The following is an 18,726-nucleotide window of genomic DNA, read 5'->3' on the forward strand; positions in this document are numbered from 1 at the left end:
GTAGCCTATGCGCACAGGATTCTTCGCACTTTTACTCGTCGCGCTGGGGCTTGGCTACGCCCAAACGCCGGCTGAGGTGGTGAACGTCGGCGACAGCGAGGCCAGCGCCACCGAGAACATCCAGGTGACGGTTCCCCCGCGGGTCGCCCTGCACATCACCGAGACGCTTTGGGACCTTGATTTGAATAGCCCTCCGCTCGGCAGTTACGAAACCGGTGAAGGGTGCTTCCTGGTCCCGAAAGACTTCGGCGACTACAACGGTGACGGCACGGTGGACTCCAAGGACGTCTTCGACGCCTACCAAAACGGCGACCTCCAGCCCATCGACACCTACCCCGCCATCTACGATTTCGATAATGATGGCCGGATCGGTGGCGATGAAAAGGGTACGCTGGTCTGCATCAACAAGAAGATCGTCCAGAAGTTCTGTAACAACTGGGTTTCCACCGCCGGTCAGGAAGACGGCAATTCAACCGGGTGTGAGTTTGACCTCAAGGTCAACATCCAAAGCCCCTACCCGCTGGGTGATGCCAGTTACGGCCGGCTCTTCTTCCACGACCGGCCCGAGCCGCTTCCCCAGGGTGATCTGACGTTCACGCCGTTCCTCGAAGTGACGCCTGGGAACGGCGACGACGGTTCGCCCATCGAGTGGCTGAAGATCCGCGGCGGTCGTTTCGCGGGTTGGCTCGATGACTACATCACCGAAGGTTTCTGGTTCGATGGAACCGAGACTGCAGGAACGTACGTCTTCACCATTACCTTCCGCATCGATCCTATCTGATCGAAACCCATGGAACCCGGGGCCTGGCCCCGGGTTCTCATTATGAAGTGAGGTAGAATAAACCATGAGTACAGTTACGAAATTCAGTTTCGCGCTCGCCTTGGCCGCCCTCTATGGGATGGCCCTGGCCCAGACTGGGGTTGGCGTAAGCCCCCCGAGGACGATTTTCGACGCCCAACCGGGTGAGGTGATCACCCGTTCGATCCAGGTGGACCACCCGGGGAATAGAGGAATCCTCGCCGTCACGGTCGGCTTCAACGATTTCCTGCTCGATCCCAAGGGAAACGCGGTCTACCTGCCGCCGGCCTCGCATCCCAGGTCGCTCCTGCCCTGGATCTCGGTCAATCCGTTGGAGTTCCGTCTGAACCCCAAGGCGTCCCAGGAGGTTCGGTACACGCTGACCATACCCGAGGATGCTGAACCGGGGAGCTACTGGGGCATCGTGTTCTTTGACTCGGAGCCGGCCAACGCGGCCGAGAACACCGCCGGTGTCGGGGTAAGGTTCCGCGTTCGCGTTGGGCACGTGATCTACGTCAACATTCCACCGCTCAAGCGCTCGGGCGCGATCGTTGGCATGCGTTACCAGCCGCCAAAGGGCGACAATCCGGCAGAGATTCGGGTGTCCTTCGAAAACGATGGGAACGCTGCGCTTCGCCTGAGCGGCCGTGTGGAGGTCCGGACCGAGACGGGCGTTCTGGTTCAGACCGCCCGTCTCAGCGACGCCCCGAGCCTGCCCGGCTCGACCCACGAGGTCGGGGCCGTTCTCAAAAAGCCGCTGGAACCGGGGAGGTACGTGACGTTAGCGGTCTTCGACTACGGCCAGAGCGACCTGGTCGCGGGCGAGGGGAGCATTGAGGTTCGATGAGGCGGGTTCTTGCTGTGGCTTTGGGCCTGCTGGCTTTGGTGGCCCTGGCTCAGGTGCCGGTCGAGCTGCAAATGCCCGGCGGCAGCGCGCTCATGCTGAGCAGCGATCGCTTGGTCTTTGACCTGAGACAGACCGCCTACCCTCCGGCCGAGTTTCCCGCCTATTACCCGGCCACCACCCCCGAGGGGCCCCTCGAACTTCGGGTATTTAGCAACATCGACGGGGGATGGTTCCTCTCGGCCACGCTCACTCCGCTGGTGAGCGAGTCGGGGAGGGCCATCGATCCTGACCGAATCGAAATGCGCGTCGACGGAGGGATCTGGTTTCCCCTCGGGAACGCGGTGGTCCTTTTCGTCGGACAGGGCCCGAGCGAGGCCTACGAGCGGTACCTGGTCGAGCTCCGCCTGCGGCTTGAGGGCAACGAACGCCCAGGCTTTTATCGTGGAAACCTGACCTTCACCCTCGCGAGACCCTAGGGGGCGCGGTGCACAAACTTTCCTTATTCCTCTTGGTGATCGCGACCGCTCTGTCGTCGGTCTCGTTGGCGCAGGTACGGACGCCCGAGCGGATGGAGGTGGACCCGGGGGGCTTTCTCTCTATTCCCATCGAGAGTCCCCTTGCCGACGTTCAGCTGCGTGTGATCTTGCCCCCAGGCTTTCGGCTGATGTCCGTGCCCTCGCTCGCAGGCGGGCGAGCTTTGGCCAACGTCCTCCTGGGTCCGAACATCCGCGCGGGACGCTATGAGGTGATCGTTCAGGCACTGGGCGGCCAAACGGTCCTCGCCAGTTCGCGGGTGGAGGTCTGGGTGCGACCGCGCCCCGACCTCCGCATCGCGGCGCCAAGGGGAAAAACGGTGGTGCAGGGCTCAAAGGTGGTCTACGTCATCCGCGTGGAAAACCGGGGCAACGCGGTGGACAACGTGAGCTTTGACCTGAGCAGCTCGCTGGATTTTACTTTTACGCCCAAGCGTCTTCGGCTTGCTCCCGCTGAGGTCGGCGAGGTGACCGTCACCCTGGTGGCTACGAGCAAGCAGAACGACGCCTTGACGATCCGTTTGCGTTCAAGCCTTGATCCCGACTACAAGCGCCACGCCCTCATCTACACCAAGATCCTTCCCTTCGCGGGGGCGGATGGGCTCAGAGGCCCCGTACTTTCCTACAACCTCGGCCTTGGGATCGGGTACGACCCCAACGGGCTTTCCTGGAAACTGGGCACCGGGTTCGGCGGTTCGCTCTCCGATTACATCCGCCTCGGGTCCGGAACCAGCTTCTCCCCCGATCTCGGGGCCCAGATCAACTTCTGGGGTCCCGACTGGCGCTTGGGTTACCGCTACGCCGGGGGTACCTCGAGGCTTGAGGGCGAGCTCGGACCCTTGGAGCTCTACGTCAGCGCCCCGGACTGGCAGGGGCCGTTCACCATCGGCGGCTCCCTCTCGGGAGAGATCGGCTTTTTGCACGCCAGTTACCGTTCTGGTCTCGGATCGCTAAGGGCCGGGCTCGACTGGGCGGTGGTTCCGGGGATCCGAATTTTGCCCTGGGCGGGATTGACCGGCAATTTCCGTGGAGGGTCCGCCTCCGCCTCGGGGACCGCAGGAATCCGGGTCAAGATGGAACAGGCGGCGTTCACCCTCGACGGTCGCACCGCCTATGTGCTGGGTCAGCTCTCGGGGGGCTTGGTTGCGACCAGCCGGCAGCAGGATCCACTCGGATTTCGCGTCGAAGGGTATTTCGGACAGAAAAAGTTCACCGTGAGCGCCTCGCTCAGGGGCCGCGTAGGCCCTGAAAGCTTCGTCGAGCCCACCGTTTCCTACGACGGGAAGCTCTATGCCCGTCTCGGCCTCCTCTACGAGTCGATCGAGCTGCCCATCGCCTGGCGGGCCAACGTTGGCGTTCGCGGTGGCCGGGCCGTGGTGGGAACCAGCCTCGACGGCCGCTTTGGTGGATTTTCAGCCCGGGCATCGCTCGGTTTCCTGGCCGGGGATCCGAGCTGGGGGGTTTCACTCGGTTACCGCGAGCCGGGCTACAGCATCGCCGCCGGGCTGGGTGGCACCCCGTGGCCATCGCTTATTCACCTGAATGGGGAGTACTTCTTTGAGGACTGGCTCCTCGAGGGCCGCTACCGTTACGACCTTCAAACCGACACCACCGAGGGACGGGCCCGCCTCAGCTATGCCTACGGGAGCGAGCTTTCCGCCTTTTCGGAGGTGACCTACGACGGCGAGCTTACCTGGCGGCTGGGCGCGAAGCTCGCTTTGCGCGGCGGGTTTGCCACGCCCGAACCGGTGATCGCGTTTTTCGGGGGGCGGGCCACGGGCAGGGTGTATGGCGAGGTCTACCGGGACGAGAACCGAAACGGGGTTCGGGATACCGGGGAAGAGGCGGTCTCGACCGGCCGGGTCGCCCTGGCCGATGCCAGTGGCGTCGTTGGGGGCTCGGGGAGGTATGAGGTCGAGGCCTACCCGGGACGATACCTGGTGCGGGTGCTGGCTCTGCCCACCGACTTGAGCCTCTTGCGGGCCATCGAAGTCCGCGTGGACCAGGGGGCCAGAACCCGGCTCGATATCCCGGTCGAGACGGTCGCCGGCGTGGTCGGACAGGCCTGGTACGACACCAACCGCAACGGGGTCTTCGACGACGATGAGGCGGCGGTCGTTTACGCGCGCGTTGACATTCGCGGGGCGGATGGGGTGAAGGTGGCCTGGACCGATGGTCGCGGTATCTTTCAGGCCGGTGGACTGGTTCCGGGGAGCTACAGCCTCATGCTTCGTCGCGAGGATCTGCGGCGCTTTCAGGAGCCCTCACCTCCGGTTCGGCTCGTCCTGGCGCCGGGACCCCTGCCAAGGGTGGCGCTGAGTGCGGTCCCGGTGATCCGAGAGCTCCGAAAGACGCTGGCGGCCGAGGATCTCGTTCTGCGGGCCCGACTTTTGACCCCTCAGCTCCCTCCCGGCGCCGACCTGCGCATCAGCGCCGATGCCAAAGGGGCCGATGTGGTTTGGGTGGTGATGGGGACAAAGCGTTTCGACATGGTCTCGGCAGACGACGGTGTCTGGGAAGTGAACATCCCGCTGCCTGCCGACGCCAAGGGGGCGATCTATCTCAACGTGGTCGCACGCCGGGGCGAGAAAGAGCGCAAGCAGAACCTGCTCGCCGTCGTGCGACCGGGGCCGCTGGCCAGGCTCGAGCTCCAGCCCGCCTTCGTGAGTCCGGGCGAGGCCGTGGGGGTGAGGGCCCTTTTCTTGACCGCGGTCAAGGGGGCGTTTTTGGTCGTCGACCGAGAACGATTCCCCATGCGCCGGATCGACGATTACACCTTTACCTTGGAGCTCAAGGCCCCCGATCGCTCGGGGACGATTGAAGTGTCGCTTGAGACCGAGGGTCGGGTTTGGGCCAAGGGGCGTTTCAAGGTCGAGGGGGAATAGCCATCGGCGGCTTCGGCTTGACAGGGATGAGCCCCTCCCATAGAATCGGCGCTAAGATGCGGAGCTACGGTACCGATTTCGCCCTCGTTCTAGGCCTAATTATTCCCGGGCCGGGGGCGGGGTCGGTTGCCTGTTGATGCATCGAGACCCAAGACGCGCCCCCGGATTTCCGGGGGCGCGCGTTTTTGGGAAAGGGGTGTGAGGTATGACGGGGGCAGAAGTACTTCTCGAGGCGCTCAGCAGGGAAGGGGTCGAAGTGATCTTCGGCCATCCCGGCGGGGCCATCATGCCGGTCTATGATGCGCTCTATCATCGGCCGGATCTCAGGCACGTCTTGGTACGTCACGAGCAAGGCGCGGGGCACGCGGCCGCGGCCTATGCCCGGGCCAGCGGCCGGGTTGGGGTGGCGATGGTGACCAGCGGACCCGGCGCCCTGAACCTGGTGACCGCCCTCGCCGACGCCATGATGGATTCGACGCCGATGGTGGCGATCACCGGCCAGGTTCCAACCACCGCGGTGGGGACCGACGCCTTCCAGGAAGCCGACGTCACCGGGGTGACGATGCCGGTGACCAAGCACAACTACCTGGTCTCCGACGTCAATGAAATTCCCAAGGTGGTCAAGGAGGCGTTCTACATCGCCAGTACTGGTCGGCCCGGCCCCGTGCTCATCGATCTGCCCAAGGACGTCCAAAACGCTGAATTCACCGGGCGTTTCCCCGATCGCGTGGACCTGCCGGGTTACAAGCCGACCTACCGCGGCCATCCCCGGCAGATCCAGCGGGCGCTCAAGGCGCTGGAGGCGGCAAAGCGGCCCATTCTCATCGCTGGCGGCGGGGCGCGGCATGCGGCCGAGGCCATTCGCCGTTTCGTCCAGGTCACCGGCATTCCCACCACCACCACCCTGCACGGCCTGGGCATCCTTTCCGCCGATGACCCGCATTTCCTGGGGATGCCCGGGATGCACGGGACCGCGGCGGCCAATTTGGCCATTCAGCAAGCGGATATGCTGATCGCCATCGGCATCCGCTTCGACGACCGGGTGACCGGCGACGTGGCCCGCTTCGCCCCCAATGCCGAGACCGTGGTCCACGTCAATATCGACCCGGCCGAGATCGGCAAGGTCGTCGATTCCCAGATTCCCGTGGTCGGCGATGCCCGCTGGGTGGCGGAGCGACTCGCCGAAGGGGCCAAGCCGCTTTCGCTCGAGGCCTGGTGGCAGCAGATCCGGGAGTGGCAGCGAGCTTATCCGCTGCGGGTGCCCGTGCGCGCTTCACTGCGTTCCCCAGAGGTCATTCGCGCCGTCGGTGAGGCCACGGGGGGCGAGGCCATCGTGGTCACCGGGGTGGGCCAGCACCAGATGTTCGCCGCCCAGTTCTACCCGGTCAAGCACCCGGCGAGCTTTTTGACCTCGGGGGGCCTGGGGACCATGGGGTTTGGATTGCCGGCGGCGATCGGGGCCCAGATCGCCCACCCTGGGCGCACCGTGGTGCTCTTTGACGGCGACGGGAGTTTCCAGATGACCATGCAGGAGCTGGCGACGGTGGTGAAGTACCGTCTCCCCATCAAAATGGTCATCCTGAACAACGGCTATCTGGGCATGGTTCGCCAGTGGCAGGACCTCTTCTATGACGATCGCTACAGCGAGGTCTATCTCGCCGATTCGAACCCCGATTTCGTCCAACTGGCCCGGGCGTACGGAATCGAGGGCACTTCGGTCCGTTCCCGGGATGCGCTCGCTGATGCGGTGGCACGCATGTTCGAGGTCGAAGGGCCGTTCCTGGCCGTCTTTGACGTCGCCCCCGACGAGGCGGTCTATCCCATGATCCCGGCCGGGGGCAGCGCCGAGGATATGATCCTCGAGGCCCCAGAGGAGGTCGAGCGATGAGGCACCTGGTGAGCGTTTTGGTCCAGGATCATCCCCGGGTGCTGACCCGCATCACCTCGATGTTCGCGCGCCGGGGGTTCAACATCGAATCGCTGGCGGTGGGCCGCACCCATATTCCTTCGGTGAGCCGCATCTCCTTCGTGGTCTACGGCGATGACCGGACCATCGAACAGGTTGAAAAGCAGCTCAACCGGCTCATCGAGGTGCTCAAGGTGGTCGATCACGAGGGGCCGCATCTGGAGCGGGAAATGGCGCTGGTCAAAGTTCACGTGGCGGGCGTCGAGGAACGCCTTGAGCTCAAGGAGATCGCTGAGGCCTTCCGGGCGCGAATCGTCGACGTGGCGCGGACGGCGCTCACCTTTGAGGTGACGGGGCATCCAGCCAAGATCACCCGATTCATCGAGGAAATGGCCCCCTACGGGATCCTCGAGACCATGCGGACCGGGGCGGTGGCCATGGACCGCGGTGAGCGGGTATTGAGGCTGAAGGCAAAAAGGGAGGCGGTATGAAGGTTTATCACGATCACGATGCGGATGTGGGTTTTCTGAAGGGGAAGACGGTCGCGGTCTTGGGGTTTGGTTCGCAAGGGCACGCCCACGCCCTCAACCTCAGAGATTCGGGGATCGAGGTGGTCGTCGGGTTGCGCAAGGGCTCCCGGCGTTGGGAAGAGGCGGTCGGGCGCGGCCTTAAGGTGCTGACGGTCGAGGAAGCGGTCTTGCGGGCCGACGTGGTCATGGTTTTGCTTCCTGACGAGGTCCAGGCTGAAGTCTATGCCCGCGCCGTCGAGCCGAACCTGCGGGAAGGGGCGGCGCTGGCCTTTGCCCACGGGTTCAACATCCACTTCGGACAGATCCGACCCCGGCCGGACCTCGACGTTTGGATGGTCGCGCCCAAAGGCCCCGGCCACCTCGTGCGCAGCGAGTACGAGGCCGGGCGGGGGGTGCCCGCTTTGGTTGCGGTTCACCAGGACGCGAGCGGGGCGGCGATGGCCACCGCCCTGGCGTACGCCAAGGCCTTGGGGGCGACGCGGGCTGGGGTGTTGACCACCACCTTCGCCGAGGAAACCGAGACCGACCTCTTCGGGGAGCAGGCGGTGCTGTGTGGCGGGCTCACCCGTTTGATCACCGCCGGGTTCGAGACCCTGGTCGAGGCCGGGTATCAGCCGGAGGTCGCTTACTTCGAAACCCTGCACGAGGTCAAGCTCATCGTCGATCTGATCTACGAATCCGGCCTGGCCGGGATGCGGTATTCGATCTCGAACACCGCCGAGTACGGCGACTACACCCGTGGCGATGTGGTCATCGGCGATGAGGTGAAGGAACGGATGCGCGAGGTCTTGCGCCAGATCCAACACGGTGAGTTTGCCCGGGAATGGATTTTAGAAAACCGTGCCGGGCGGCCCGTGCTCGAGGCCGGCCGGCGGCGTTGGGCCCGGCACCCGATCGAGGATGTCGGCAAGAGGCTCCGCGCCATGATGCCCTTCATCAAGGCGCGGATTGAGGAGGAGACCGATGCGGCGGATTAAGATTTTCGACACCACGCTCAGGGACGGCGAACAGTCACCGGGCGTGGCGCTCACTCCGGATGAAAAGCTGGCCATCGCCCAGCAGCTGGCGAGGCTGGGCGTGGACGTGATCGAGGCCGGTTTCCCCATAGCAAGCCAGGGTGATTTCGAGGCGGTGCGTCGCATCGCCGAGGCGGTCGAGGGTCCGGTGATCGCGGCGCTGGCCCGGGCGGCAAAGCCCGACATCGAACGGGCAGCCGAGGCCATCGCCCCGGCAGCGAAAAAGCGCATCCACACCTTCATCGCCACCAGCCCCATCCACATGGAGAAAAAGCTGCGCCTCACCCCGGATGAGGTGGTCGAGCGGGCCCGCTGGGCGGTGGCCTTCGCCAAGGGCTTCGTCGACGACGTGGAGTTTTCGGCCGAGGACGCCGGGCGGAGTGATCCCGACTTCCTGGTCCGTATTTTTGGCGAGGCCATCCGTGCCGGGGCCACGGTCATCAACATCCCCGATACCGTGGGGTATCAGGTGCCGTGGGAGTTCGCCGAGCTCGTGGGTTACGTCATCGAGCACACTCCCGGGGCCGAAGGGGTGGAGTGGAGCGTGCACTGCCACGACGATCTGGGCATGGCGGTGGCGAATTCCCTGGCCGCGGTCCGGGCCGGGGCCACCCAGGTGGAGTGCACGATCAACGGCATCGGTGAGCGGGCCGGGAACGCCAGCCTCGAGGAGATCGTCATGGCCCTTTACACCCGGCGCGACTTCTTCCAGGCCGAGACCGGGGTCAACACCCGTGAGCTCTCCCGCGCTTCCCGCCTCGTGAGCCAGCTCACCGGGATGGTCGTGCCCCCGAACAAGGCGGTGGTGGGGGCCAACGCCTTCGCCCACGAGTCGGGGATCCACCAGGATGGGGTGATCAAGGCCCGGGAGACCTACGAGATCATGAACGCCGAACTCGTAGGGCGTCAGGCCGCGGTCTTGGTGCTCGGCAAGCATTCGGGCCGGCACGCCTTCCGCCAGGCCTTGCAGGAGCTCGGCTACGAACTGACCGACGAGGAGATCAAGCAGCTCTTTACCCGCTTCAAGGCGATCGCCGAACGCAAGAAGACGGTTTCGGCCGAGGATCTGGTGGCGCTCATCGAAGACGAGCGCACGCGCGCGCCCGAGCACTTCAAGCTGCTCGACCTGCAGGTACACGCCGGGACCCAGCTGACCCCGGTGGCGACGGTGAGGGTCCGGACCCCTTCCGGTGAGGTGCAGGAAGCGGCCACCGGGGATGGTCCGGTGGACGCGGTCTACCGGGCGATCGCGCGGGCGGTGGAGATGAGCCCCGCCCTCGAGGCCTACCGCATCGAGGCCACCACCGGGGGCACCGAGGCGCTCGGCGAGGTGGCGGTCCGGCTGCGCATGGGGAGTGTGGTCGTGGGGGGGCGGGGTGTGGCCCCGGACATCGTTGAGGCTTCGGCCCGGGCCTACCTCGACGCCCTGAACAAGCTGGTCGCCGGCGTGGGAAGCCGGGAGGTGGTGGAAACCCCCTAGCGCAGTGCCCACCCGGCCGGGGTCAGGGGCATTCCCCCTCAGCCTTGGCGTCGGGCCTCGGCCTTGACCAGCTGGACGAAGCGAACCAGCCTGAGCCCCCGCCGCCAGCGGCGGGGGTCGGTCCCCACGCGCCAGGCCCACTCAAGGCCCAGGCGGCGGGTCCAGGCCGGCGATCGCCTGGCCTTGCCCGCCAGCACATCGAGGGTCCCGCCCACGCCGATGGCCACGCGGACCCCGAGGACGTCGCGGTATCGTTCCATGAAGACTTCCTGGCGCTCGCCCAGAGCCACAAGCAGCAGATCGGCGCCTGAAGCGCGTATGGTTCGCAAAACGCTGCTCGGGTCCTTGAAGTAGCCGTGGTGCGTCCCCGCCACGCGAACCCGGTAGCGCGCGTGGGCGTTTCGCGCCGCTTGCTCGGCCACGCCGGGCTTCGCGCCGAGGAAAAAGACCCGGATTTGCCCACCGAAACGCTTAAAGAGCGCCTCGGTGAGTTCGATGCCGGTGACCCGTTCCGGGAGTTCCTGTCCATAGAGTTTCTTAATGGCCCAAAGCACGCCCACCCCGTCCGGCGTCACCAGCGAGGCTTTGCGAATGGCCGCCTGGAGATCAGGATTTCTCTGCGCCCGGACGACGATCTCCGGGTTGAGGGTCACGACGGTGTCGGTGGTCGGTGTGTTGAGGAACCCTTCGATCCGGGCGAGGGCCGATTGCATGTCCACCGGATCGAGGGGCAGGCCCAGGAGTTCAAGCCTCATAGCGGACGAAGCGGTAGAAGGGGCGATCGGCGCAGTCCTCGACCCCCTCTAGAACCGGCACCGCGCGGTCGTGGCTGATCAGGCTGGCCAGGGCCAGGTCGTCAACGAAACCGAGGCCGGTGAGAAACTGCCCCGCGGCCGATTGCCAGAGCGCTTCCTGGGGGTCGGGGAACGCTTTTAAGAGGGCCATGGCCATCTGGGCGGCATCCACCAGCGTGGCTTGTGGCCGTTGCATCACGATGCGCTTGGCCAAAAAACCGGCGGCGATGGCGTCATCGAGCGCTTCGCGCCGGTGGTGGCCGACGGCGACGATCGCGATCTCCTCCCGGGCCAGCGCCAGGGCGGCCTCGGTCACTGCCCGGGCGTTGCGGAAGCCGCCGAGGAACACCGCCCGGGCTTCCCGGACGGCCTCTAGGGCCTGGGGCAGGTTCTCACTGGTGTAAATCAGCCGCCGGCCGTTCACGGACAGACCCGCGATCTCGGCGGGCGATGTGCCGTGGTGAAAGCCTTCGGGTGGAATCCCCTCGCGCTCGCCAAACAGCAGCGCGCCCTTCGCGCAGGCTCTGGCGGCGCGCAGGCTCGGGGTGATCAGGACTTCGGTCGCGCCTTGGGCGAGCAGCATGGTCACCGAGGTGCTGGCACGCAGCACATCCACCAAAATGACCACGTCGGGATAGGGCGCTCGGGGCAACAGGTCTACGCGCACGCGCATCGGCGCCCATTCTACGTCATGATGGCACTATGCGCCTCGACGAGTACGGGGAGTCCCGTTTACTGAAAAAGCTTGCTGCCTTTTCCAGGCCGGGGGTTCGCGCGGCGGCGCTCCCGGTGGGGGACGATGCTGGCGGGGTGTGGCTTGGAGGAAAGGCGTGGCTTTTGAAGACCGACGCCTTCACCGCCGAGGCGGTCCGTCTGGCCGGGATGCCGGAGGCAGCCCTCGGCTGGCGCGCGGTGACCGCCGTGGCCTCCGATCTGCTGACCAAGCTGGCCCGCCCGGTGGGGTTCGTGCTGAGTCTCTTCGTCCCCGGCGATGCCGAGGTGGCGCGGCCGGTGGCGTGGGTGCGGGGAGCGGCCCGGGCCTCGAGGGCCTACGGCGCTGACTTCCTTGGTGGCGACACCAATCGTGGTCCGGAGGCGCTCGCCGCCGCGGGCATGGGCTTGGCGGTGGCGACACCGTTGCCCCGATCGGCCAGGGCGGGAGATTGGATCTTGCTGCTCGGGGACCGCTGGGGACTTTCCGGTGCCGCGATCGACGCACACGACCGGGGGGTTTCGCTCGAGGCTTTTCCCGAGATCGCCGAGGCCGGCTACTGGCCCCGGGCGAGGCTGGCCCTGCTCGCCCTGGCCCAGCTCCGTCCCTTCCTCTCCGGGAGCGCCGACAGCTCCGATGGCCTTGCCCTCACGTTGTGGCAGCTCGCTGAGGCGAGCGGCGTCCGCTTCGCCCTCGACCGCCTGCCGCAGCACCCCGCGGTCTTGCGCTACGCCCACAGAGCGGGGCTTTTTTGGGAGGATCTGGTGCTCTACGGCGGGGAAGAGTTCGAGGCGGTGGTCCTGGTGAGGCCCGAGGGGCGAGGCCTGGTGGAGGGCCTCTTGGAATCGCTCGGGGTCCCCTTTTGTTTCTGCGGCCGGGTTGAGGATGGTCCGGCGGGCGTTTGTTATCGTGGCCAGCCTTTGCGCCGGGCGGGATATTCGCACTTTGCCCGGGGCTAAGTCCCCCTAGCCGTGGCAAAAGCTACGGCGGGGGACTTAAAGGCCCTGCTGCTTGTACCGCTCGGCCAGCTCGGCGTAGCGCCGGGCGTTCTGGGGTGGCGTCACCGGACGCACCACCCGCGCCGGCACGCCGAGGGCCAGCATCCCCGGGGGGATGAAGGCTCCGGGAGGAACCACAGCCCCGGCCCCGATCACCGCCCCCTGGCCCACGCGGGCGCCGTTTAAGACCACGGCCCCGATACCGATCAGCGCGCCTTCTTCGACCGTGGCTCCGTGGACCACCGCCCGGTGACCGACCGTGACCCAGGGGCCGATCCGCGTCGGGTCCCCGGGATCGGCGTGTATGACGGCGCCATCCTGGATGTTGCTGCCCTCTTCGATCACGATGGCCTCGAGGTCCCCTCGAACCACCGCCCCGTACCAAATCGAGGCCCGGGGACCCACGGTGACGTTGCCAATGACGGTGGCGTTTTCCGCCACGAAGGCGCTCGTATCGATGTTGGGGTGGCTGTCTTCAAAAGGCACGATGGGCATAGGCGCGCTCCAAGAGCTCGAGGTCTTCCGGGAAGGCGATCAGGCCTTGGGCTTCCTCCTCGGGGAAAAACCCTCCCCCGGTGAGGCCGGGTTCGATCGCGAGCTGTCCCTCACCCTCCATAAGGAACCACACCACCTCCCGGGGCACGCCCCGGTCGTTCACATACCGGGTCTCGCCGAGCGGCGCGATGATGTGCGCTTCGATGCCGGTCTCTTCCCTGACCTCCCGCACCGCCGCCTGCTCGGGGGTCTCGCCCGGTTCGATGTGGCCCTTGGGGAAGACCCAGTAGCCGTTGCGGTCGCGGATCAGCAGCACTTCGCCTTTGCGGTTCAGGACCACCCCACCCGCGCTCCGCACCGTTTTCACCGGAACTTCTCCTTCAGATAGTTGAGCACGTCCTCGTCCACCTCGGGGCCGCCCCGGTAGCGCTCCTCGAGGTTCTCCTGTCCGAGCAGGGCCTTGAACGCGGTCTCGACCTCGTCGTTCCAGTGGTCAACGGGCCGATTCAGGAAACCCTTTTCGGCAAGGAGCTCGGTGAGCCAGCGAAGGTCGGCCTCGGTCAGGGGACGGGGGGCCTTGGGCGGTGAGAAGAGGAGACGGTGGATGGAAAGCAGCCGCGCGAGCTCCGGCACTGGGTCTTCGTGGTCGTCGACGCGCAGGTCGATCCAGCGATCGTTGAACCCGCCATAGCCCTTATCGACGCCCACGATGAAAAGGGCCGCCGACTGCCTTCCCCGCCGGTCGCCCCCGGCGCGGTCGCCGGCGAGCAGGGCCTCGAGCAGCCGTTCGGGGAAGGGTAGCGAAGCCTTGCTCTGGTAGGTCTCGACCATGGCATCGATGACCTGGGGCCCGACCAGAAGGTTCCCCTGGGCGGCAAAACCCTCGCCCGAGCGCCCCCCGGCCCAGGGGTGGCAGGCGTCGCCGGTGAAGGTCAGCGATTCCCCTTTCGCGCTCACCAGGCCGAACTGCCTTTGGGCGAGCTCCGGGTCGGTCCGTTCGAAGGCCTCCAGGACCGCCTTCGGGCTCCCGCCGGCTCTCAGGATAGCCATGGCCCGTGGCCCGTAGGTGGTGTTGGCGTAGGATTGCGTGGCCAGCGCTCCGACGCCGGCTTCGGCGAAGGGCACCACCGCCCCCACGGCGAGGAATTTGCTGGCGACGGCGATGCCGAGATCGCCGGTTTGGGGATCGCGGGCCACGATCGAAAACGTGCTGACAGGTACCATGCCATCAACTTACCAAAAAGGAAAAAACCGGCCAGCGTGACGCTGGCCGGCACTCGCTTCCCGGAAGTCTAGTGGTGCCCTTCGGGGCCGTGGGCGTGGCCGTGCGCCAGCTCCTCTTCGCTGGCGTCGCGGATCGCCGTGATCTCGACCTCGAAGTCGAGCACCTGGCCTGCCAGGGGGTGGTTGAAGTCGATGGTGACCTCATCGCCTTCGACCGCGGTGATGACGAAAGGCAGGGGCTGGCCTGAGGGGTCCTGGGCGTAGAACTGTTCGCCCACCGCGACCTCACTGCCCTCTGGGAATGCGGATTTGGGGACGACCTGGATCCCTTCGGGGTTGGGTTCGCCGTAGCCCTTCTCGGGGGGAACGCTGACAGCGAACGCCTCGCCCTCGTGGCGGCCCTCGAGGGCCTCCTCGAGCCCGGGGATGATTTGACCGTGGCCGTGCAGATAGGCGAGCTCGCCCTGGTCGACGACCTCACCGTTGGTGCGAAGCGTATAGACGATGGTGACGACTTTATTTCTTTCTACTTTCATCAACAAACTCCCTTCCCTTCCTGGGGAAGCCCTTTCAGTATAGTGGCTGAGAGGGGAGTTTCATGAGGATTGAAGATTTGATTGGCCGGACGGGAATGGTCAGGTTAAGCCGCGTCGTGACGCCGGAGATGGCCGAGGTCTGGGTGAAGCTCGAGGGCCAAAATCCCGGCGGGTCGGTCAAGGATCGCCCGGCGCTCTTTATGATCCGCCGGGCCGAAGAGGAAGGGATCTTGGTGCCGGGCAAGGGACAGCGCATCGTCGAGCCGACCTCGGGGAATACGGGGATTGCGCTGGCCATGATCGCCGCCAGCCGCGGTTACCGTCTCACCCTCACCATGCCGGGTTCGGCGAGCGAGGAGCGCAAGCGTATCCTGCGCGCCTACGGGGCCGAGGTCGTTCCCACCGACCCGGCCCGTCGCATGCGGGCCGCGATCGAGAAGGCACTCGAGATCGTGGAGGAGACCGGCGCCTACATGCCGAACCAGTTCGAAAACCCGGCCAATCCGGAGGCACACTATCGCACCACGGGGCCCGAGATCTGGGAGGCCATGGGGGGCGAGATCGACGTCTTCGTCTACGGAACGGGAACCGGGGGGACGATCAGCGGGGTCGGACGTTTCCTGAAGGAGAAAAATCCCGGCGTGCGGGTGGTGGCCGTAGAGCCCGCGACCATGGCCGTGCTCTCCGGTGGTCCGGTCGAGAACCACCGCTTTCAGGGGATGGGGCCGGGTTTCATACCCAAAAACCTCGACCTCGACCTGCTCGACGAGGTCCGCACCGTCACCGAGGATGATGCCTTCGCCCTGGGCCGCCGGCTGGCGCGGGAAGAGGGGCTCTTTTTGGGCATGAGTTCGTCGGCCAACGTGCTGATCGCGCTGCAGATTGCCCGTGAGCTCGGCCCCGGAAAACGGGTGGTCACCGTGAGCCCCGACGCCGGCTACAAATACCTCACCACCGAGCTCTACGCCAGCGCCTAAGAAGAGCCCGCTCAGGTGGCACGGCTCAACGAACGACCCCCGTGGTCGCGACCACGGGGGTTTTCTGTCCTGCGATCGCCTACGCGCCAGCGCCTAGCGGTTTGAGAGGTCGGCGTCGCCGTAGCGAATGAAGGCCGGGATCTCGTAGTCGGTCGGATCGAAGCTCCGGGGTTGCTCCAGGCCCCCCGAGCGGACGTAACCCCCGCCGGTGGCGTCGTTGAAACCGGAGGCGATGAGGATGACCCGGAGTTCGTCGGTGGCCTTGGGCTCGTAGGTGATGCCGTAGAGGATGTCCGGCTCCTCGAGGCCGGTGGCGCTGCGGATCTTTTCCACCACCTCCGAGGCTTCGGCCAGCGAGAGGTTCTCGTCGCCAACGACGTTGATGAGGAGCTGGCGCGCACCTTCGATGGTGCGGTCGAGCAGCGGGCTGGTGGTGGCCGACTCCGCGGCCTTGTCCACCCGGTTTTCGCCCTTGCCGGCACCGATCCCCATCAGAACCTGGCCGGCGTCGGTCAGCATGGCCCGAACGTCGGCGAAGTCGACGTTGATCATCCCCGGCAGGTTGATGACGTCGGTAATGCCCTTCACACCGTGGTAGAGAACGCGGTCCGCGATGAGGAAGGCTTCTTTCAGGCTCACCTTTTTGTCGACCGCGGAAAGCAGGCGATCGTTGTTGACCACCACCATGGCGTCCACCCGCTCCCTGAGCTTGGCGATGCCTTCTTCGGCGACCCGACGGCGTTTGGGGCCTTCGAAGTTGAAGGGGCGGGTGACCACGGCGATGGTCAAGGCCCCCAGCTTGTTCGCCACCTCGGCGACCACCGGCGCGCCGCCGGTGCCGGTGCCGCCACCCATCCCGGCGGTGATGAACACCAGGTCGGCGCCGTCGAGGTGGTCGGCGATCAGGTCCTGGCTTTCCAAAGCCGCTTTCTCGCCGATCTCGGGGTTCGCCCCCGCGCCCAGACCGCGGGTCAGCTTATCCCCCAGCTGAATGCGGAGATCGGCGAGCGACTTGGCCAGCACTTGGGCATCGGTGTTGGCGGCGATGAAATCGACACCCGACAAACCGGCTTCGATCATGCGGTTGATGGCGTTGTTCCCAGCACCGCCCAGGCCAATCACCTTGATGACCGCTCCGTTCATCTTTCCTCCACTCTAAAAGAAATCCTTAAAAAACGACTTGATTCGTTCCCACACCGGGGAAGCGTTGCTTTTGTACGGCGACTTCTTGACCAGGTGGCTGTGGTGGAGCTTTTTCTCGTCGCCGTACTGCTTGGCGTAGTGGAGGAGGCCAACGGCGACCGCGTGGGCCGGGGAAGAGACCATATCGGCCAGGCCCTCGACGCCGCCCGGGCGGCCGAGGCGCACCGGGAGCGAGAAGTCGCGTCGGGCGAGCTCGTTGACGCCGGGGAGGAGCGCCGAGCCCCCGGTGACGATGAGCTTGCTCGCGACCACCTCGATCGGCCCCACCGCCTCCTCGAGCGCCTTGCGGGCCAGCATGAAGATCTCCCGGACGCGGGGTCGGATGATGCGGGCGAGTTCGGGCGCGGGAATGCCTCCCGCAGGGTGGCCCGACTGGTTGATTTCGAGCACCAGATCCGGGTCGGCGAGCTCGGGCACGGCGGCGCCGTATTTTTGCTTGATCCGCTCGGCCTCCTCGAAGGGGATCTTGAGGAGCGTGGCGATGTCGTTGCTGATATGCTCGCCGCCGATGGGGATGACCTTGGCAAAGGCCAGTCGACCGTCCTTGAAGTAGGCGAGGTTGCTGGTGCCGCCGCCGATGTCGAGGACCACCACGTTCATCTCCGCTTCATCGGGGCGGATGACCGAAAGGCCGCTGGCATACGGCACCGCGACCAGCCCCGCCAGGTCGAGCCCGGAGGCCTGGACCGCGCGGCGCAGGTTGGAGAGCGGTCCGATGGCCGAGGCGACGAGCAGCACCTCGACCTCGAGGCGAACGCCCGCCATCCCCACCGGGTCATGGATGCCTTCCTGGCCGTCGACCTTGAATTCAAGCGGCATCACGTGCAAAAGCTCGTGGTCGCCCTCGAGGGGGAAGACCCGGGCCTGTTCGATGGCCCGTTCGACGTCGGCGGGGGTGATGGTCTGGCCCCGGCGAATCGCGGCCAGGCCGTGGCTGGTAAAACTGGCCAGCTGGGGCCCGCCCACCCCCACGTAGGCGCGTTCGAGCTTCACCCCGGCAACGCGTTCGGCGGCCTGTACCGCGGCGCGGATGGCCTCGACGGTGCGTTCCAGGTTCACCACCACGCCCCGCTTCATGCCCTCGGAGGGCACGCTCCCCTCGCCGATGACGTCGAGAACGTGGTCGGTGGCGAGTTCGCCGATGACTGCCGTGACTTTCGTGGTGCCGATGTCCAGTCCGAGGAGAAGACGCTCGTTCATTGGCGGACGCTCACCCCCCAAGCGTACATCTGAAGCCGCCCCTTGTTCGGGCGTGGGGCACGGAGCAACTCGCGTGCCGTGGGTGCCCAAAGCGTGCTCCTTCCAAAGTCTACGCCAAATCCCAGGGGCGAGTAGCGTATGACTCGGGCGTCGGGGAAACGCTGGGCGAGTTGGAGTGCCTGGTCGAGGTCGGGTCCGTACCCGAGCAAACGCACGCCACCCCGCCTGTAATTGGGCAGGGGAAAGCCGCTGGCATCGAGTACCAGCCGCGCCTTGGCCCCGCTTGGGATGCCCAGGGTGCGGTCGAGATAGGCCAGGGGACGGCGTTCTTGGATTTCGATCACCACCAGCCCGATGCTCGGCCGGGAAATCTTTGCTTTCGCGATCAGGGGATGGTTTTCAAGCTTCCTCGCGGTCGCCGGTCCCAAGTACAGCCAGGGGGCGCCGGAATAGAGTCCTGCGATCCGGGCCACGGCGGTCGCGGGGAGGGCCCGGTTGCCGACGACCACGACCTCGCGCACGGGGAAGGCCAGCCACCCGGCCACAATGAGCAAGCCGGCGAGGATCAGGGCGGCGAGGAAGCGGGCCATC

General features: G+C 66.0%; 18 protein-coding genes and 1 pseudogene. 10 read left to right on the forward strand and 9 right to left on the reverse strand.

All coding sequences use genetic code 11. The annotated features are described in order from the left end of the window. Positions 1-7: 7 nt before the first annotated feature. The 8 genes from ACZ5BT_RS09860 (at position 8) to ACZ5BT_RS09895 (ending at position 9,996) form a co-directional block, all read left to right on the forward strand. Positions 8-781 (forward strand): hypothetical protein, encoded by a 774-nt coding sequence (locus tag ACZ5BT_RS09860; RefSeq protein ID WP_464884419.1) that lies wholly within the window; start codon positions 8-10, stop codon positions 779-781. A 64-nt stretch (positions 782-845) separates the two neighbouring features. Next, positions 846-1,646, forward strand: coding sequence for a fimbrial biogenesis chaperone (locus ACZ5BT_RS09865; RefSeq protein WP_464884420.1), 801 nt, complete (start codon positions 846-848; stop codon positions 1,644-1,646). Next, on the forward strand, positions 1,643-2,122 hold the full coding sequence (locus ACZ5BT_RS09870; protein WP_464884421.1) for a hypothetical protein: 480 nt from the start codon (positions 1,643-1,645) through the stop codon (positions 2,120-2,122). The genes ACZ5BT_RS09865 and ACZ5BT_RS09870 overlap by 4 nt, the downstream gene beginning before the upstream one ends. An 8-nt stretch (positions 2,123-2,130) precedes the next feature. Continuing rightward, complete coding sequence (locus ACZ5BT_RS09875; RefSeq protein ID WP_464884422.1) at positions 2,131-5,064, forward strand: hypothetical protein; 2,934 nt, start codon at positions 2,131-2,133, stop codon at positions 5,062-5,064. Positions 5,065-5,269: 205 nt separating this feature from the next. Then, positions 5,270-6,952: a biosynthetic-type acetolactate synthase large subunit gene (ilvB, locus tag ACZ5BT_RS09880; protein WP_464884423.1), complete on the forward strand. Its 1,683-nt coding sequence runs from the start codon at positions 5,270-5,272 to the stop codon at positions 6,950-6,952. Next, complete coding sequence (ilvN, locus tag ACZ5BT_RS09885) at positions 6,949-7,461, forward strand: acetolactate synthase small subunit (RefSeq protein WP_464884424.1); 513 nt, start codon at positions 6,949-6,951, stop codon at positions 7,459-7,461. The genes ilvB and ilvN overlap by 4 nt, the downstream gene beginning before the upstream one ends. Next, positions 7,458-8,477: a ketol-acid reductoisomerase gene (ilvC, locus tag ACZ5BT_RS09890; protein WP_464884425.1), complete on the forward strand. Its 1,020-nt coding sequence runs from the start codon at positions 7,458-7,460 to the stop codon at positions 8,475-8,477. Before ilvN ends, ilvC begins: the two co-directional genes overlap by 4 nt. After that, positions 8,464-9,996: a 2-isopropylmalate synthase gene (locus tag ACZ5BT_RS09895; protein WP_464884426.1), complete on the forward strand. Its 1,533-nt coding sequence runs from the start codon at positions 8,464-8,466 to the stop codon at positions 9,994-9,996. Before ilvC ends, ACZ5BT_RS09895 begins: the two co-directional genes overlap by 14 nt. Positions 9,997-10,034: 38 nt before the next feature. On the opposite strand, the gene ACZ5BT_RS09900 is transcribed toward ACZ5BT_RS09895, so the two are convergent. Beyond that, positions 10,035-10,751, reverse strand: a complete 717-nt coding sequence (locus tag ACZ5BT_RS09900; protein ID WP_464884427.1) for a WecB/TagA/CpsF family glycosyltransferase — start codon at positions 10,749-10,751, stop codon at positions 10,035-10,037. Beyond that, positions 10,741-11,463, reverse strand: a complete 723-nt coding sequence (locus tag ACZ5BT_RS09905; protein ID WP_464884428.1) for a 2-phosphosulfolactate phosphatase — start codon at positions 11,461-11,463, stop codon at positions 10,741-10,743. Before ACZ5BT_RS09905 ends, ACZ5BT_RS09900 begins: the two co-directional genes overlap by 11 nt. A gap of 29 nt (positions 11,464-11,492) precedes the next feature. Between ACZ5BT_RS09905 and ACZ5BT_RS09910 the strand changes: the two genes are divergently transcribed. Then, entirely contained in the window at positions 11,493-12,461 is a 969-nt protein-coding gene (locus ACZ5BT_RS09910) for a thiamine-phosphate kinase (protein WP_464884429.1), read from the forward strand. 48 nt (positions 12,462-12,509) lie between these two features. On the opposite strand, the pseudogene ACZ5BT_RS09915 reads toward ACZ5BT_RS09910, so the two are convergent. The 4 genes and pseudogenes from ACZ5BT_RS09915 to ACZ5BT_RS09930 form a co-directional block, all read right to left on the reverse strand. After that, positions 12,510-12,995, reverse strand: a pseudogene (locus tag ACZ5BT_RS09915) (gamma carbonic anhydrase family protein); the annotation flags it as partial. Further along, a complete protein-coding gene (locus tag ACZ5BT_RS09920) occupies positions 12,976-13,362 on the reverse strand; it encodes an NUDIX hydrolase (protein WP_464884430.1) in 387 nt (128 codons plus the stop codon). The gene ACZ5BT_RS09920 and the pseudogene ACZ5BT_RS09915, both read right to left, overlap by 20 nt. Next, positions 13,359-14,219 carry a DUF1028 domain-containing protein gene (locus ACZ5BT_RS09925; protein WP_464884431.1) on the reverse strand — a complete coding sequence of 287 codons (861 nt, stop codon included), beginning with the start codon at positions 14,217-14,219 and terminating at the stop codon, positions 13,359-13,361. Before ACZ5BT_RS09925 ends, ACZ5BT_RS09920 begins: the two co-directional genes overlap by 4 nt. A 68-nt stretch (positions 14,220-14,287) precedes the next feature. Then, positions 14,288-14,755 (reverse strand): FKBP-type peptidyl-prolyl cis-trans isomerase, encoded by a 468-nt coding sequence (locus ACZ5BT_RS09930; RefSeq protein WP_464884432.1) that lies wholly within the window; start codon positions 14,753-14,755, stop codon positions 14,288-14,290. Between the two features lie 62 nt (positions 14,756-14,817). Here ACZ5BT_RS09930 and cysK point away from each other — a divergent pair, with 62 nt between their 5' ends. Next, positions 14,818-15,732 carry a cysteine synthase A gene (gene cysK, locus ACZ5BT_RS09935; RefSeq protein WP_464884433.1) on the forward strand — a complete coding sequence of 305 codons (915 nt, stop codon included), beginning with the start codon at positions 14,818-14,820 and terminating at the stop codon, positions 15,730-15,732. Between the two features lie 93 nt (positions 15,733-15,825). On the opposite strand, the gene ftsZ is transcribed toward cysK, so the two are convergent. Genes ftsZ through ACZ5BT_RS09950 form a run of 3 tightly spaced genes read right to left on the reverse strand, consistent with a single transcriptional unit; the run spans position 15,826 to position 18,725 of the window. Beyond that, positions 15,826-16,875, reverse strand: coding sequence for a cell division protein FtsZ (ftsZ, locus tag ACZ5BT_RS09940; RefSeq protein WP_464884434.1), 1,050 nt, complete (start codon positions 16,873-16,875; stop codon positions 15,826-15,828). Between the two features lie 12 nt (positions 16,876-16,887). Next, positions 16,888-18,135: a cell division protein FtsA gene (ftsA, locus tag ACZ5BT_RS09945; RefSeq protein ID WP_464884435.1), complete on the reverse strand. Its 1,248-nt coding sequence runs from the start codon at positions 18,133-18,135 to the stop codon at positions 16,888-16,890. Beyond that, complete coding sequence (locus tag ACZ5BT_RS09950) at positions 18,132-18,725, reverse strand: cell division protein FtsQ/DivIB (protein WP_464884436.1); 594 nt, start codon at positions 18,723-18,725, stop codon at positions 18,132-18,134. Before ACZ5BT_RS09950 ends, ftsA begins: the two co-directional genes overlap by 4 nt. Position 18,726 lies beyond the last annotated feature (1 nt).

This window comes from Vulcanithermus mediatlanticus (assembly GCF_055385885.1).